The sequence below is a fragment of the Iodobacter sp. BJB302 genome (assembly GCF_002735645.1).
Classification (GTDB): domain Bacteria; phylum Pseudomonadota; class Gammaproteobacteria; order Burkholderiales; family Chitinibacteraceae; genus Iodobacter.
The window spans coordinates 25199-41656 of sequence record NZ_PDZG01000006.1 but is presented as its reverse complement, the minus strand read 5'-3'; the positions used below and the strand labels follow the sequence as shown (position 1 = coordinate 41656).

General features: G+C 51.3%; 16 protein-coding genes. 7 read left to right on the top strand and 9 right to left on the bottom strand.

The genetic code is table 11. The annotated features are described in order from the left end of the window. Nucleotides 1-329 precede the first annotated feature (329 nt). The 7 genes from CSQ88_RS03280 to CSQ88_RS03250 all read right to left on the bottom strand — a co-directional run bounded on the left by CSQ88_RS03280 (nucleotide 330) and on the right by CSQ88_RS03250 (nucleotide 8319). Nucleotides 330-1829 carry a helix-hairpin-helix domain-containing protein gene (locus CSQ88_RS03280; RefSeq protein ID WP_099396671.1) on the bottom strand — a complete coding sequence of 500 codons (1500 nt, stop codon included), beginning with the start codon at nucleotides 1827-1829 and terminating at the stop codon, nucleotides 330-332. A 319-nt stretch (nucleotides 1830-2148) separates the two neighbouring features. Continuing rightward, nucleotides 2149-3426, bottom strand: coding sequence for a PP2C family serine/threonine-protein phosphatase (locus tag CSQ88_RS03275; RefSeq protein ID WP_218962985.1), 1278 nt, complete (start codon nucleotides 3424-3426; stop codon nucleotides 2149-2151). A 398-nt stretch (nucleotides 3427-3824) separates the two neighbouring features. Then, entirely contained in the window at nucleotides 3825-4868 is a 1044-nt protein-coding gene (locus CSQ88_RS03270; RefSeq protein WP_099396670.1) for a TerY-C metal binding domain-containing protein, read from the bottom strand. 88 nt (nucleotides 4869-4956) lie between these two features. After that, nucleotides 4957-5595, bottom strand: coding sequence for a VWA domain-containing protein (locus CSQ88_RS03265; RefSeq protein WP_099396669.1), 639 nt, complete (start codon nucleotides 5593-5595; stop codon nucleotides 4957-4959). 111 nt (nucleotides 5596-5706) lie between these two features. Next, nucleotides 5707-6348, bottom strand: a complete 642-nt coding sequence (locus CSQ88_RS03260; protein ID WP_099396668.1) for a TerD family protein — start codon at nucleotides 6346-6348, stop codon at nucleotides 5707-5709. 115 nt (nucleotides 6349-6463) lie between these two features. Then, nucleotides 6464-7042: a TerD family protein gene (locus tag CSQ88_RS03255; RefSeq protein ID WP_099396667.1), complete on the bottom strand. Its 579-nt coding sequence runs from the start codon at nucleotides 7040-7042 to the stop codon at nucleotides 6464-6466. A 350-nt stretch (nucleotides 7043-7392) separates the two neighbouring features. After that, a complete protein-coding gene (locus CSQ88_RS03250) occupies nucleotides 7393-8319 on the bottom strand; it encodes a LysR family transcriptional regulator (RefSeq protein WP_257212442.1) in 927 nt (308 codons plus the stop codon). Between the two features lie 112 nt (nucleotides 8320-8431). Between CSQ88_RS03250 and CSQ88_RS03245 the strand changes: the two genes are divergently transcribed. Both CSQ88_RS03245 and CSQ88_RS03240 read left to right on the top strand, forming a co-directional pair. Continuing rightward, nucleotides 8432-9031, top strand: coding sequence for an FMN-dependent NADH-azoreductase (locus CSQ88_RS03245; protein WP_099396666.1), 600 nt, complete (start codon nucleotides 8432-8434; stop codon nucleotides 9029-9031). A gap of 57 nt (nucleotides 9032-9088) precedes the next feature. Next, nucleotides 9089-9946: a pirin family protein gene (locus CSQ88_RS03240; protein ID WP_099396665.1), complete on the top strand. Its 858-nt coding sequence runs from the start codon at nucleotides 9089-9091 to the stop codon at nucleotides 9944-9946. Between the two features lie 80 nt (nucleotides 9947-10026). Here the strand turns inward: CSQ88_RS03240 and CSQ88_RS03235 are convergent, their stop codons facing one another. Beyond that, nucleotides 10027-10482 (bottom strand): VOC family protein, encoded by a 456-nt coding sequence (locus tag CSQ88_RS03235; protein ID WP_099396664.1) that lies wholly within the window; start codon nucleotides 10480-10482, stop codon nucleotides 10027-10029. Nucleotides 10483-10567: 85 nt separating this feature from the next. Here CSQ88_RS03235 and soxR point away from each other — a divergent pair, with 85 nt between their 5' ends. Continuing rightward, nucleotides 10568-11032 (top strand): redox-sensitive transcriptional activator SoxR, encoded by a 465-nt coding sequence (soxR, locus tag CSQ88_RS03230; protein ID WP_099396663.1) that lies wholly within the window; start codon nucleotides 10568-10570, stop codon nucleotides 11030-11032. Nucleotides 11033-11040: 8 nt separating this feature from the next. Here soxR and CSQ88_RS03225 read toward each other — a convergent pair whose 3' ends face one another. After that, nucleotides 11041-11496: an NUDIX hydrolase gene (locus tag CSQ88_RS03225; RefSeq protein WP_099396662.1), complete on the bottom strand. Its 456-nt coding sequence runs from the start codon at nucleotides 11494-11496 to the stop codon at nucleotides 11041-11043. A 277-nt stretch (nucleotides 11497-11773) separates the two neighbouring features. Between CSQ88_RS03225 and CSQ88_RS03220 the strand changes: the two genes are divergently transcribed. The 4 genes from CSQ88_RS03220 to wbaP all read left to right on the top strand — a co-directional run bounded on the left by CSQ88_RS03220 (nucleotide 11774) and on the right by wbaP (nucleotide 16447). After that, nucleotides 11774-12580, top strand: a complete 807-nt coding sequence (locus tag CSQ88_RS03220) for a glycosyltransferase (RefSeq protein WP_099396661.1) — start codon at nucleotides 11774-11776, stop codon at nucleotides 12578-12580. A 408-nt stretch (nucleotides 12581-12988) separates the two neighbouring features. Further along, nucleotides 12989-13795, top strand: coding sequence for a glycosyltransferase (locus CSQ88_RS03215; protein WP_099396660.1), 807 nt, complete (start codon nucleotides 12989-12991; stop codon nucleotides 13793-13795). Then, nucleotides 13792-14895, top strand: coding sequence for a glycosyltransferase (locus CSQ88_RS03210; RefSeq protein WP_099396659.1), 1104 nt, complete (start codon nucleotides 13792-13794; stop codon nucleotides 14893-14895). The genes CSQ88_RS03215 and CSQ88_RS03210 overlap by 4 nt, the downstream gene beginning before the upstream one ends. A 97-nt stretch (nucleotides 14896-14992) precedes the next feature. Next, complete coding sequence (gene wbaP, locus CSQ88_RS03205; protein ID WP_099396658.1) at nucleotides 14993-16447, top strand: undecaprenyl-phosphate galactose phosphotransferase WbaP; 1455 nt, start codon at nucleotides 14993-14995, stop codon at nucleotides 16445-16447. Nucleotides 16448-16458 lie beyond the last annotated feature (11 nt).

Here is a 16458-nt window from a genome sequence, read left to right as displayed (position 1 = left end):
CACGCCTGACTAAACCCGGCGACACCCAAAAAAACTGCTCCTGCTTAAATCATCCTCCCCCGGACATTTTTATCCGGGCTCAGATCATTCAAGTTATACCAAACCATAATTAAGCTTTATAGATTTGTTCGCCTTCCATCATTTTCAAGCGAAGCAAGCTAAGTAATTATATTTATTAATAATTTCTTGCTAGCAATATCAGCAATAACAGCCGCGTAACCGGCATTCTATTCAGCTTAAAATATTCCCGGCTTACAGAAGACAGGACAAAGACATATAAGTTTCATCCGCTTCAATTTTTATCGTCAATTTTTTCCATAATCCATCAACTATCTGCGCGCCTCTCCCACCATCTGTACCACCACCAGCCGCCCCCCTTCTGCTTTATCGAGCAAGATTTGCTGGCCGTCTTTCAGCTCCAGCTTGCCGCCAACGGCTACCGTTTTCTTGCTTGCCACATCCATTAAATCAGGCAGGCCAACGTTAAAAATCCACCACACATTATGATAGAAAATAAAATAGGCCACGCGCTGCTTATGTTCATCCGCCAGCTTTTCATTCGGGGCCAGTAAATAATTGGCGTGCCAGGGGTAAAGCGATTGTCCTTCCCACACCATCAGCCGGTGGTTATCAGGGCGGAACTGCCCTTCCTGACGGGATGAATACAGATTAAGCACTGGCAGCTGGCCATGATAAGCCAAGCCACAAAACGGGCAGGCGGGCTGGGTGGAGTTATCAAACACAAACCATTTCTGCTCGCAGCGGCAAGGCAGGGCCAGATCAATGGTTTTAAGCAGCGCCGTTTCCCAATCATTGGCCGAAGGGCGCTGATTAGGCTGATGCAGGCCATCAACAAATGCTTGTTTAAATAGCGGAGTCAGATAAGGGCCAGTCAGGGTATAAGGCAGCTTGCTGCTGTCTGCCCACGGCAGCTCGGCGGGCCTGGCCTCTGCCAGATTAATGCGATTGCTTGTATCTGTGGGATGCTCAACAAACAGGGCACGCTCGCCCATAGACAGCGCCTCGTCCCGCTGCTCATCATTCATATCGTGCACTTTGCCGCCGCGCAGAGGGTGGCGGTACAGCAGATACATATAAATCAGCACGGCCAGCGCATGCTGGTCTGTTTCGCGGCGCGGCAGATTGCGCTGCGGGTCTCCCTTGGCTAAATGACTGGTGCTGACCACTTCGGGCGCAATAAAATCAGGCGTGCCCACCACATCCGGCGGATAGCGGCCCGGCACCACCAGGCCATCCACATCAATCACGCAGGCAAAGCCACCGGACGGATCGACCAGCACGTTTTTATAAGACAAATCAGAATGCGCCAGCCCCGCCATATGCATACGACGCACCGCACGGGCAATCAGCACGCAGATTTTTAAATGGCTCAGCCAATCGCCCAGCTCGCGCTGATCGACAAAACGCTGGCGTAAATTGGCGGCAGCAAACCACTTGCCTTCCTTTTCCTTGCCCCTGATCTCGAGCATGTCATGGTTTTTGGAGCCGAATTCAAAGAAAAAATGGGCAGGATAAGTGGGAGCGATTAAGCCTAGTTTCCCTTCATATTCCAAAAGCGCCGTTGGCCAGCAAAACAGGTTTTTCCAGTAATCGCCGCCCGCCTGATTAAAAATCCCCTCGCGATATTTGCCGATAATCATCTGCAGCCGCTCCAGCGCCTGAGCGTCCTGCTTATTCTTATAAAACGCCACCACATAAGACTTATCCGGCGAGAAGTACACCTCTTTCATCGCCCCGGAAGCAATCATCTCATCCACAAATTCGACGGTTTGCCCATCCAATGTGCGGCACTGAATCACCTTAGCCATGCTTAACTCCAGATTGCCTGCTGCAAGTCAAATTGTGAAGAAACCTAAATCTTGAGATCTAAAACCCAAATCTTGAACCACGGAGTTTGGGAGGACACGGAGGGCCACGGAGAAAACCTTTAGGATGGACAGGTTTTTATGCCCACGCGTTCATACGCGACTCAGCGAGTGGGCGCGGCCGTGTGCCCACCCTAGCATTTTGTTTATTATGGGTAAAAAAGGGATACAGAGAAAACTCAGCCTTGGGTTTTCTCCATGAAACTCCGTGTTCTCTGTGCCCTCCGTGGTTCAAGATTTGGGTTTTAGCAGATACCCCAACTCAAGCCCAAATCAGCGCCATGCTTCGGTCATCATGATGGCCAGGGATGAAAAAACCCATCCAATCCAGCAAACTTTGCTCAGGCTGATCCGCCGCCAAGCAAGGCGCGATCTCATCCCATAGAGCATCCCATTTATCGCCGCTGGCGAGTCCTTTATCGGTTTCAAATTTAGGGTCCGAAATCCCATCGCTCATCAAAACAACCGCCGAAATATCGCTGTAACGGCCAATTTTTACTCTTTGAGCAAAGCGATCAGACGCCAATGCTGCGCGGTCCAAAAAGCGCGTTTGCCCTGCAAATTCGCCACTATCGGGCTGGCCCATCAGCCGCACTTTGCCTCGTGGCCCATAAGCAGCAATCGCCCCATCACCGATCCAGAATGTAGCCAAAAAGAGTTGCCCGCCTTCCCGCTTAACCGCGGCAGCTAAAAGGGTGGTTGCGTAATCCCTGGCTTCACTCTGCTGTGATATTGCGGCTTGCTCTATGGCATCCACCGCCAAAACCGCGGCATCGTAAAACAAAGCATAAAACTGCTGGCCGATTTGCCCGCTGATGGATTCAGGATCTGCATCCCAGCCTTGCAGCGCATGATTGATGCCAGCCCCCAAATCCCCTTTTAAGGCTGCCAGCAAATGCTCACCCGCAGTTTCTACCGCCAGCTTTGCACCCCAGCGCGAATGCACCGCACTGCCTGCGCCATCGGCCACCAGCAGCACGCTCCAGCCTGATGCGGCATCGTGCTGCACATAAAAATCATCATCCCTGAACAGGCCTGCATGCTCATGCGAGCGGCCACGGCGGCTGGCGGCAGCCATCTTTAAACCACCAGCATTGAGTGCCTGCGTGGCACTGTGCTGCTTGGGGTAAATCGCATCGCTGGCTGGCTCATTGATCTGCCACAGGCTGCGCGGATCGGGGTTCACCAGCAGCACGCATTGCCCGCCATGCCACTGCACGCCATCAATCGACCACTGAAAGGTAATGAGATGATCGCCCGCTACGCCTGGCAAGCCTTGCAATTCACCTTCCTCACTCAAAGTCAGCGCCAGATTTTCGGGTAAGCCTGTCTCTTTGAATTGCAATACCCGGCCATTACCCGCCACTTCACGCAAGCTGCCGCGATAATCCTGCCCGGCCTTAGCATTAGGCGCTTGAAAAACCACCTCAGGACTCAGCGGCTGGCTGGCCACCGTGCCAGCAGGCGGTATTGCACCGGGCTTGTTGGATAAATGAAGAGGAGCGGATTCAGGCGAATTTGAATCGGAAGGAAGATGCATAGCAGTCTCGTGTATTCCCCGTTCGAATCAGTAACGAGGAAACATAAAGTTATCAGAGAGAACCGTATAAAGAATTGGGCACGAAGCTAAAGACAGCTGTTCGCCTTGCAATAAAACCCAAATCTTAAAACACGGAGGGCACTGAGAACACGGAGTTTCACGGAGAAAAACATCAAGGATGCTGGCTCAAAATAACTTAGTAATAAAGCACATCGTCATCCCCGAATAAATTTATCGGTGATCCAGCAAAGCCACTGGATCCCCGACAGAAGCACTCGGGGATGACGATCTTATTGGGAGAGCCATTCCGATATTCATCAGGTTTTCTCCGTGGCCCTCCGTGTTCTCTTTTTTCTCCGTGGTTTAAGATTTGGGTTTTGCGATTGCTCTGGCCATTACTACCCTCTCCCGCGCCCTACATCAAAACCACCGTCGTTGCCGGAAAAGCTGAACAAAACTAATTTTTTGCACCATGGGCAGAAGGCTTCTTCCGGGCCGTTGATGCACATGAGTTTTCCGCAGCCGCAAGCGGCAAAGGCGGTGTAGTTGCCGCAGTGCGGGCAGCCCGGCGTGCCGATTAAATCTTCGCTGTTTACTTTCAGATCCATGGCCCGCGGATCAGACCAAATAAAATAATCTTCTTCCAGCGGATAGCAGCCAGCAATCTCAAAGCGCGATACTTGCAGCTTAAAATCCTGGGTTGCTACATTTTGAATAGCCCGGTCGTACTTCATCAGATAGGGTTTGCGGGTCTTCTGACAGCGGCCCACCAGAGTGATGCACGCTTCGTCGGCTTGTTTGGAAGGCGGATTTTTGAAAATACGCATCAGGCTGGCATCAATATTAGCCAGAGATTGCGCATCGCTCTCGCCCACGCTTTTGCTTTGCGCCACCACCGAGGCCGTCACCCAGTTGATAAACTTTTTGAAGTCGCCTTCCTGCGAGTCTTCAAACATCATGGCGTTATCGGTCAGCCTGCCCAGCGTTTCAAAATCGACCGACTGCCCCAAGCCCACCGCAATCAGCGTGGCTTTTTTGGCATATTTGGCATTCCAGCGATCAATGGCCGCGTTGGGATTATCGGTTGGGCGGCCATCGGTAAACAGATAAACAATCGGCTTCCAGTCGCCTTTGCGATCGGGCGTGGTTTTCACCACGCTGCTATCCAGCTCTGCCATCAGCGTTTCTAAAGCCACGCCCAGGCTGGTCCCTCCGCCAAGCGGCAGTTTAGGCGGATAAAAAGAAACCAGCTCAACCAGAGGAGCAATGGTTTTAGCCACGCCCGCAAAAGCAATCACCGAAATATAAACGGTTTCTAAGGCATGGGGATCGGTTCTGAGCGCACGAACAATGGCCTGCAAGCCATCTTCCATTTTCTGCAGGCTGTCGCCCACCATCGATTCGGAACAATCCAAAACAAAAAACACCGGCAATCTGCGCATGGTTTTGCTCGTTTAAATTAAACCGTAGGGCGTAATAAGTCTGAGGCTTTATTCAGATGCATTGCGTCGTGTATGCCACACCACAAAATTACAAAACGAGATGAATTTCCGGTGGCGGAGGCGGCAAAGCCACATCGTTGCTGACGCCCGCGCTGCTGCTGCCCACGGCCACGCTGGCGGAAACCCATTTAAAGAAACCTGAAAACGCCGATGCATCCATGGTATCCAGTGTCACCACGCGATCGGTCAGCTCCAGCAGGTATTCCTGCTTAGCCTTGGGGCCTGCGGCGCAAGCAATCATGGCCCCAAACTGGCACTGCTTAATCGCCGGGATGGCTTGCCTGTAGGCATGCAGATCAGAGGGGCTGCCATCGGTCATTAAAAACATCAGCGGCCGCCAGTCGCCTTTTTCATCTTCGCTGCTCTTTTTAACATCGCGCTCAACACACGCAAGCAGCAGCTCTAATGCCGCGCCCATAAAGGTGGCACCAGCACTAGGGGAGCTCACTTCCTGCAGCTGCACATCGGCCAGCGGCGTGAGCGGCAGATATTCGCGCGCTTCTAAATCAAACGTAATAATCGACAGCGCTACACTTTCTAAAGCGTAGGGGTCCTGCCGAAGTGCACTCAGCATGGCCTGCAGCCCCACATTCACCGAGTGAATGGGCTCGCCACGCATAGAGCCTGAGGTATCAAGAAGAATATAAACGGGAAGGCGTCGGCTCATGATTTTCTCTTATAGGAAGCACAGATTGGATCGTCATTCCCGATTAGCCCGGCACAAATACGGAACAACAGGCATTGCGGGAATGACGCTGCCAAATCAGTCAGCACATCCTCAGCTGTATTGTTTAAGCCACTCTACAAATGAATCTGATTGCGATGGCGCGCCGATGGCGTTGAATTTCCAGCCGCCCGCTTCGCGGACTAATTCTGCAAACAGCATGGAGCGGCAGTTTTCATATTGCGCGCCGCCAGATAAATCAAAACGCGCCATTTCCTGACCCTTACCATCTTCAGCACGAATAAAAGCATTTTGTACTTTGCCAAAGCTTTGGCCGTTTTCCTGACCATTATAAATCTGTACTACAAACACCACTTTTGCATATTGCTCAGGCAAATCATTCAGCTTAACGATCACCTGCTCATCATCCCCCTCGCCTGCACCGGTACGGTTATCACCCGTCATCCAGATCTGGCCGGAATGATGGCGCATCGAGTTAAAAAAGATGATATCGCCGCCTACCAGAGTAGAACGCCCGCCTTCTGTGCTGCCAAAATTCTGCACCTTGCCATCAGCACCACAGAGAAAAGCGACCACATCCAAATCGTACTCAGCTTCTTTTTTAGCAAACAAACCGCCTAAAAAGCCTTTCTTTTCTTCCCGAATATCCCAGCCCAAGCCAATGGTTACCATGGAAAGATCGTTCTCGTTTTTTTTGAGACTAATCCCCTGGCCTTTTTTGAGGGTCACTGCCATAAGTTTATCCTTACAAAAATCGCCATTAGCAGGCGGAAAAACAAGAGAAGCACGCAAAGCCAATTCAGCAATCGCCAGGCCTTACTAAAATCAGCAAAGCCAGGCAAGCTGCAAATTAGCTGGCTGAAATACCAAACTGTGCACACAGAGGGCCAAGGCCACCTGCAAAGCCCTGACCTACCGCTTTGAACTTCCACTCGGCATTGTGGCGATACACTTCACCAAAAATCATGGCGGTTTCGGTACTGTAGTCTTCTGATAAATCAAAGCGCACGATTTCTACATTATTATCCAGATTAACTACCCGCATAAATGCGTCTTTCACCTGACCAAAGTTTTGCTTACGCTTATCTGCCTCGTGAATGGTGACGCACACGGCAATGCGTGTGACATCTGCAGGCACTTTTTCCAGATTAATTTTAAGCGCCTCATCATCGCCATCCCCGGCACCTGTGCGATTATCGCCAGTGTGCTCTACCGAGCCACAGCTTGATTTTAGCTGATTGTAAAAAATGAAATCAGCATCGCTGCGCACTTTGCCATTGTCGGCCAGCAAAAATGCGGTGGCATCCAGATCGAAATCTGCGCCATCGGTAGAGCGGGCATCCCACCCCAGGCCAAGCAGAATCGACTTCAGACCCGGTTCGGTTTTAGACAGAGAAACATTGCCGCCTTTGTTTAATGAAATAGCCATTTTTGATCCTTTTTGATTAAAAAAATCATTGCATCTCACAGGGCATAGCCGGCCCTTTTTGAGCAATAAAACCGTCACTTAAAAAATTATCTGTTCCATACTGCCAAGCGCGTTTTATACAGTCAATATTTTTACAAGCTAAGAAATATAGCACCAAACTTATTACCTTTTAAAGCTTACAAAAACCCTAATAAAATATTGTAAACCTTAGAAATGACAGAGTCTTATACAAAGTGCTGAACTGGTGCTCATTATCAAGTTTTTGGTCATAACTTCATTGATAAGACAAAATTTCACCTGACTGGGAAATTAACAAAGCTAAATAAACCAGCGCATTCCTCCACACGGCTCTATGTAGTTTGTAAAACCTGCTCTAACTGATCAAGAAACACCCTTGTTTTAGCGGGCATCAACCGGCGCTCAGGAAAAACCGCCCACGCGGGCACAGCAGGTAAACACCAATCCGGCAAAATGCGCACCAGTTTGCCCTCCTGCAGATAGGGCCTGGCAAATGACTCAGTCACCGCAAACACGCCCATACCCTGACACGCCAGCCGCACCAGCAGCTGAGGCGAATTAATACTGAATTTGGCCACCGGCTGAAAGTGATGCTGTGTTTTGCCCTGCTGCAATATCCATGGCATGGCGCCCCCCTGCCGGCTGAGTACAGCCAGCGTGTCGTGCCCGGCAAGTTGACCGGGATGCTCGGGCAAACCACGCTGAGCAATATATTGCGGCGAGGCATAGAGGCCCGAGCCAAACAAAGCCAGCCGCCGTGCAGACAGATGAGCATCGCTGGGCAGCTCGCCAATTCTGATCGCCAGATCAAAATTTTCGCCCAGGATATCCACCCTGCGCGGCGAGATATCAATCTCAAAGCGGATCAGCGGATAGCGCTTGCTAAAGTCGCTTAAAAAGCTATTCATATCCCAGCACCCCATAAAACTATTCATATCCCAGCCCCCCATATCCCCCGGCAAAGAGATCCGCAGCAAGCCGCCTGGCTCTGCCTGCCTGTGCTCAACCAGTGCCACAGCCGCATCTACTTCGCTGGCAATTTGCTGAGCATGATCCAGCACATGCTGGCCAAACTCGGTGAGCATCAGCTTGCGCGTGCTGCGGGTTAACAGCCGCTCGCCCAGCACCGTTTCCATATTGGCAATCCGCCGCGATACGGTTGATTTTGGCAGGCCGATACGCCCGGCCGCTTTGCTAAAACTGCCGCACTCCACCACACGGGCAAACAGCACTAAATCATTTGCTTCAATCTTCATCATTCTGGCCATTGTTCCATTAATGGAACAATACTATCCATTTTATGGTCTTCTACCCATTAATGCCTTGGATTACATTAGCGTCATTCCAACGCAATACAGAAGAGATCAATCCATGAACATCTTACAAATCAACTCCAGCGCACGCAGCAACGGTGCTTTTTCTACCCAACTGGCGAATGTACTGGCTGAAAAACTGCTCGCAGGCCACGCTGGCTCCAAACTGGTTTTGCGTGATTTAGCCATCAACCCGCATCCGGTACTGGATGAAGCCACATTAGGCGCATTGATGACCGCCCCGGAAGTACGGACTGCAGAGCAAGCCGCCAGCGTAGCCAGAAACGATGCTCTGATCGCAGAAGTGCAAGCTGCCGACACCTTAATCATCGCCGCGCCGATGTATAACTTTGGCATCACCGCTCAGCTTAAAAACTGGATCGACGCCATTGCCCGCGCAGGCGTCACCTTTAAATACAGCGCCAATGGCTCAGAAGGCTTGCTGACAGGTAAGCAAGTGTATGTGGTACTTACCCGTGGCGGCGTGCATCGCGGCACCGCAGGCGACACCATCGCCGACTATATGCGCACCGTTTTAGGCTTTTTAGGCATGAAAGATGTTGAATTTATCTACGCCGAAGGCCTGAATATGGGCGATGAAATGCAAAGCAAAGGCATCGGCCAAGCCAGAAGCGAGATTGAGCTGGCTGTGGCTTAAGGCTCAAATCTGAAAAAAGATTGGGTTTTGTTGGCACACGATAAATGGAGAACCACCATGAACACCGAACTGGTAACCCGCCCACGCACTTTAGAAAAAAAAGTACTGGGCCGCGCCGTGATGGAAGGTGCCGGGGTCAAGATTAACCGTGCGCTAACCCAATCTTTGCAGCAAAGACTCGACCCATTTTTAATGCTCGACGCCTTTAAAAGCGACGATCCGCAAGATTATCTGGCTGGTTTTCCAGAGCATCCACACCGTGGCTTTGAAACCGTCACCTATATGATTGCAGGCAAAATGCGCCACAAAGACAGCGCTGGCCACGAAGGCTTGCTGGAAAACGGCGGTGTGCAATGGATGAGCGCTGCCAGCGGCGTGGTGCATTCCGAAATGCCCGAGCAGGAAAACGGCAGGATGGAAGGTTTTCAGCTGTGGCTAAACCTGCCCGCAAAAGAAAAAATGAGCGCGCCTTGGTACAAAGATTTTAAAACCGTACCCAGCATCGTTACCGATGCAGGCGTGGCCGTGCATGTGATCGCAGGCCAAAGCCACGGCTGTAAAGGCTTGGTTGAAAAAGCAGCCACCCAAGCGCTGTATTTAGATCTGCATTTGCCCGCAGGCAGCGAATTTAGCCAGGCTATCCCTGCTGGGCACAATGCCTTTATCTATGTTTACCGCGGCGATGTGGAGGTTGAAGGCAGTAACGTCGCCAGCGAGCAACTGGCCATTTTTGCCAATGAAGAGAGCAGCGACGGCATCCGCATCCAAAGCTCCGCTGCCAGCCGTGTACTGCTCTTCTCTGGCAAGCCACTCAAAGAGCCCATCGTGCAATATGGCCCTTTTGTGATGAACTCTCAGGCAGAAATTTCGCAAGCAGTGGCTGATTTTAGGGCGGGGAGATTGGGTGAGTTGTAAGGCTAAGCAGTTATCACCATTCGCAAAGCTTGCTTGACCAACTTAGCCCTGAAGTGAGCTTCAAGGCTAAGCTGGCAAGCTTAGCTCACCTTCATCGCATCAGCGCTAGTGCTTGTATAGCCATTACGTTGCTCTGGCAGTTGGGAGGTGTATTCAACAAACTCAAACTGAATATCCTCCCCCAGCATAAAGTAAGCGCTATCCCGATATGCATCGCGCCCGCCTGCGTGATCGAGCATAAAGCCCGCACTTTCTAAGCGCTGCATGGTCTGCTTTAAAGACGGCACCACAAAGCCCAGATGCTTTACGCCGACCAGATGTGTTTTCCAGCCCGGCCCTTCCCCTGTTCCGCCACTTTGCAGGGCGATATAGGCAAAATCATCGCCGATATGCAGCCAGTCGATTTCTGCCCCAAACCAATCCATTTTGCCCCTACCGCGGATTTTCCAACTGGGGATAGCGATTTGTATAAAACGCACGGCCCGGTCCAGATCGCTCACCGTGATATTTGCATGCTCCAGATATGCTTGTTTCATGATTGCCACTCCTTATGATTTAAATGCCATATCACTATGCAAGTTAAAGTAAACTTTAAGTCAAGCAGGTTTTGGAGCTTTTTAAATGACAACTCTGATTTCTATCGGCACTCTGGCCAAACGCTCTGGGGTGAAAGCCAGTGCACTGCGTTTTTATGAAAGTAAGGGGCTAATCAGCAGCGTACGCAGCAGCGGGCAAACCCGGCAGTTTCCAAGAGAAGTGCTGCGCAGAGTGGCCTTTATTCGTGTAGCGCAAAACGTTGGCCTTAGCCTTGAAGAAATAGCCGCCGCGTTGGCCTCATTACCGCAGCAAAGAACACCTTCGCTCGAGGACTGGGCGCAGCTATCGCAATCCTGGCGGCCCATGCTGCAAGCAAAGATAGACGCACTTCGCGCATTGCAAACGCAATTGGACTCATGCATAGGCTGTGGCTGTTTATCACTACAAAAATGCAGCCTGTATAACAGCGACGACCAGGCCCGCCATCTTGGCGCAGGGCCACGGTTTTTAATGGGGGATAGCGCAGCTGATTTGGTTTTGAAGGAATAAAGGCATTTTTAGCTTACTGATATCACACTGTTTTTTAACATTTCCAGCAAATTTTCTGGAAAAACAATCTCATCTGTCAGTGCCAGCTCCTCTGGCGTCCACCAGCGGTGTTGCTTCATCACTTCCTTTTCTAATGCGCTCCAGGCCGCCCGGTCAGGAGCAACTTTATCCATCCGTACAATAAAATATCGTTCGTCCGAAATCACAGATTCGCCATCCGGCAATCTCATCATAAATTCCTGCCTGGCCATTTCCTGGCTAATTGAATAATTGTGCGGACCAATTTCTTCGGCAAATTCCCGCGCAGCAGCTTCTGCAAAACTCTCGTTTTCTTCAACGCCCCCTCCAGGAGTGGCCCAGTAGGACTTCCCGGCCAAAGCCCCCCTTGTAAATACAAAGTGAAATAATAAAATATGATTTTCTGGTGACAACACCAGTAAACGTGCAGATGGGCGACGCCGCATGGGGTAAATCCAAATAGTGGTATGTTTGTTGATTAACTCAATTAACTACAGATTAAACAGGCAATTGGGACTGCAATTATGCGTTTAGCCCCCGTATTCCATTCAAATATCTTTATCCGCCGAGCAATCATAAAACGAATCACTCCAAACAAAACACGTATCACATCCTCAGACTTAAACCCCTCGCTGGCAAATCCGCCCAATTTACATTTCACCTCAGCACGCCAGGCTACAAAACCCGTTAAAATAGCGGCCTTTCTTTGCACAAAGCGCTTCGATGAACCGCACGGCCTTACTTATTCCTCACTTTAATAATCCACAGGGCCTTGCTGCGTCTTTGGCTTCTGTGGGTAAGCATGAACAAATTGATGCTTTTATTGTGGATGATGGCAGCAGCAGGCAGCGCGTCGATGAGGCGGCTTGTGCAAAAGCCTGGCAGGCGGATGGCGAGTTGCACTTTATTTATTTGCCGCAAAATCAGGGCATCGAGCATGCACTCAATACTGGCCTGCAGGCGATTCTTGAGGCGGAGTATGAATATATTGCCCGCTTAGATTGCGATGACCTTTGCGCACCGGATCGCTTTGTCAAACAGGTGGCTTTTTTAGACAGTCACCCGGATGTGTATTTATTAGGCAGCGCAGTGACATTTTTTGATGCCAGCGGCGATCGTTTTACGATTAATCAGCCGCAAACGCATAATGAAATTGTGCGGCAGATGCATGATGACAATGCCTTTACCCATCCCACTGTGATGTTCAGGGCGGCAGGGGTAAAAGAGCTGGGGCTTTACCCGACCGACTGTAAAGCAGCGGAAGACTTTGCTTATTTCTGGCGCTTTGTGGCGCGTTATCAAACGGCCAATCTGCCTGAGGTGCTAACCCGCAGCGAGTACAACGACGCAGGCATCTCTATGAGCCGCCGCCGCCAGCAACAAGCGATGCGCATCAAGCTGCTGTGGCGCTACTTCGATTACTCGCCGCGATCCTTCATAAAAATCAGCAAAGCCAGCCTGTCCTTCGCCCTGCCAGTCAGCTTCACCCGTAAAATCAAACGCCTGCTGGGAGTGGGGAAGTGGGATTGATAAGAAAAAGAACGAGTTCATGCTTAGAATGCAGTTTTTTTTACATCAGCATACAAAGAAAAAAATGACTACCACGCTCTCAGCGAAGGGCTTTTTCCCATCCCCTGAAAACACGCCGAGCGAGGAACAAGCGGGGTGGGGTAGTCGTCAATTCGTGTTTGAGCGAAGCGAGTTGAATTGACGCCACCTCGATTGTCCGCAGTCGAGGGGCTTTCGTGTTTTAGGGGTCGCCTTCTTTTGGTTCTTTTCTTGGCGAAGCAAGAAAAGAACGCCCCTGCGGGGGCTCCCGCTCCAAAACCAACGTGCCGAAGGCACTAAAAAGTTCATTTGTATTTAGTGAGTACCTACGGGTTACCCGAAACCCACACATTCAAACGCGAAGCTGCACTCGCAAAAACAGAAGCACACATGACACGCCTTATTTTACTGATACCGCATTTTAATAACCCTGCCGGGCTGATTAAATCTTTAGCCTCCATCGGCCCCAACGAGCAATGTGATGTGCTGGTGGTGGACGATGGCAGCACTCGTGCGCCAATCGAGCATACTGCGGCCAGAAATGCGTTTAAGGCTAAGGGCGAGCTGCGGTTTTTAAATTTGCCGGTCAATCGGGGTATTGAACATGCGCTTAATTCCGGCCTGACGTGGATTACATCGCGCGGCTACGAGTTAATTGCCCGCCTAGATTGTGGTGATGAAAACCTACCCGACCGCCTTGCCAAGCAAGTTGCTTTTTTAGACAGCCACCCCAATGTGATGCTGCTTGGCGGCGCGGCTAGCTTTGTCGATCAAACCGGTGCCGAGCAATTTGTGCTGCGCCACCCCTGCGATCACGCGGCAATTAGCCACACTATGCGTAATAACTCGGCCTTTATTCATCCGGCAGTGATGTTCAGAACAGCCGCACTAGCCAGCACCGGCCCCTATCCACTGGATACGCCTGCCGCAGAAGACTACGCACTGTTTAGTGAATTCACCCGCCAGTTTAAAGTGGCCAATCTGCCCGACGTGCTGATCCGCTACGAGCTGGACCCCAGCGGCATTTCACTGAGCAAACGCCGCCAGCAGCTGGCATCCCGCCTGGCCGTACAAAAAAAATACAGCGATGGCAGCCTTGCCGCCTTAGTCGGCATGGCCAGAACGCAGCTTTTACTCTTGCTGCCCTACTCCCTGGTGTTTAAGCTCAAATCCAAATTAAGAGCCAAAAAAGCATGAGCCTGATTCCCGTAAAACGTGCAGCTAAAATTGTGCATATTGTGGAGGCCTTTGGCGCTGGCACACTGTCTATGGTGTCGGCGATGGCCAATGCGCAGGCCAAAGACGGCCATAGCGTCACCATTATCCATTCCGTGCGCGAAGAAACGCCGGATAACTGGCGCGCGCTGTTTGCCGATGCGATTCACTTTATTCAGCTGCCTATGGTGCGCGCCATTAACCCAGCCGCCGACTGGCGTGCGGGCCGTGCGCTTTACCACTGGCTGCGCGAATTAAAGCCCGAAGTGGTGCATATGCATTCATCCAAGGCCGGTGCGCTGGGGCGAATTGTCAGTTTATTTATTCGTGGGAAATCTGCGCCCAAGTGGTTTTTCTCACCGCATGGTTTATCGTTTTTGCAGCGGGCTGAAGGGCGTTTAAAAAATACCATTTTTCTGACCGTCGAAAAAATCCTCTCAGAAATCCCGACCACCTTTATCGCATGCTCACCTTCTGAAGGCGCAGAAATCCGCCGTCATCTCGGCAGCAATGTGATGGTGGTGAATAACGCGGTCGATCTGGCGGCGATCCACCCCGCTCAGGGCAATCAGGATATCGTGCGCATCGGCACCGTGGGCCGGGTTACCCTTGCCCGCAATCCCGAGCTCTTTGCCAAAATCGCCAGCCAGGCAGCCCAGCCCGGCGTCGAGTTTGTGTGGATAGGTGGCGGCGATGTGGCCTCAGAAAAAAACCTGAAAAACGCCAATGTAAAACTCAGCGGCTGGGTAGATCGCAAAGAAGCGCTGCAACAGCTGGCCAGCTTAGATATTTATATTCAGACCTCGCGCTGGGAAGGCCTGCCCGTCGCCGTCATCGAAGCCATGGCCGCTGGCCTGCCGGTATTGGCCACCAATGTGGTGGGTAATAAAGATTTGGTGGTTGACGGCGAAAATGGCTATCTGTGCAAAAACAGCAGCGACTTTGTAAAACACCTGAATACGCTGATTGAAGACCTTAGCGCCCGCCAGAAACTTGGCGCACAGGCAAGGCTGTTTGCTGAAACGAATTACTCGCTGGATAAGATGATGGCGAGTCTTTATAAGGCTTATGGGCTATCTTAGGGCGGTTGCTTACCCGCCATTTTGATCGCTTTTTAATAATATTGCCGGCGGGTTTCACCCGCCCTACAGATCTTTTGCTTGAAAATCAGGAAGTAAAATGAATAAGCATTTACAAGCCGAAAGGGCTAAGCCTTTGTTGGCGCTGGCCGATTTTGCTGCGCTCACCGCGTCTTTTTGTGCGGCGCTAGCCATGCTGAGCTTTTTTCGGCATCAAAGAATTGGTGGCGACTTTGCCGCTTGGTGGTGGTGGGAAGGCTCCCAACAAAGTACTGCCTTTTTATTTTTAGCCGTACTCACCGTGGGCAACTTCTGGTGGCGGGGCCATTACAGCCTGCGCCTGCCGTTTTGGGATGAGCTGCTGGAAATCCTGCGCGCCCTGCTCTTGGCTGCGCTGTTAAATGGCATGCTGGTACTACTAGGTAAATTCACAGTTTCACGCTTTTTATGGCCCATGTCTTGGAGCCTGGCGCTGCTGCTCTTGCCACTATTACGCTCGCAAATGAAAAACTGGCTGCTGTCCAAAAAACTCTGGCAGCTGCCCACGGTAATTATCGGGGCCAGCAACAATGCAATCGATGCCTGCCGCGCCATGCACAGCGAGCGTCAGCTGGGTTTTGATGTACAGGCTTTTTTATCCATCAATAAAAACGATCCGGCCGGGCTGACTATAGACGGGCAAACCAGGCCAGTGATTCAGCTCGATGAAACCGGGCTGCTTTCATGGCTGGATAATAATAATCGCCCTCATGTAGTGGTGGCGGTGGATGAAGACGAGCTGCGCCGTCTGGGGCCGCAAATTGAGCTGCTTTCGCTTAAATATAAAGACATACACATCATTCCGCCGATTGCGGGCTTGCCGCTGTTTGGCGTGGTGCCGCACCACTTTTTCAGCCATGAAGTGCTGTTGCTGCGCGTGCGCAATAATCTGTCCGTTAAATCACTGACCACTTTAAAACGCGCTTTCGATTTATTTGGCGCCAGCGTGGGCCTGCTGCTGCTTTCGCCGCTCTTAGCCTATGTGGCGATTCAGATTAAGCGCCAGGGTGGCCCCGGCAGTATCTTTTTTGGCCATGTGCGCGTCGGTATTAACGGTAAGCCGTTTAAGTGCTGGAAATTTCGCACCATGGTTTCCAACAGCCAGGAAGTACTGGAAAAACTACTCGCCAGCAGTAGCGAAGCCCGTGCGGAATGGGATAAAGACTTTAAACTGAAAAACGATCCGCGCATCACACCGATAGGCGAGTTTCTAAGAAAAACCAGCCTCGATGAAATCCCGCAGCTGTGGAATGTGATCAAGGGAGAAATGAGCTTAGTTGGCCCGCGCCCTATTATTACTGCCGAGCTGGAGCGCTATGGCGATCACGTTGATTTCTATCTGGAAGCACGCCCAGGCCTGACAGGCCTGTGGCAGGTATCGGGCCGCAACGACACCACGTATGCTGAACGCGTGGCGCTGGATGCCTGGTATGTAAAAAACTGGAATCTCTGGTACGACGTGGCGATTGTCTGCAAAACCATCAAAACCGTGGCGACCGGGCGCGGAGCTTATTAAAAAATCCAGGG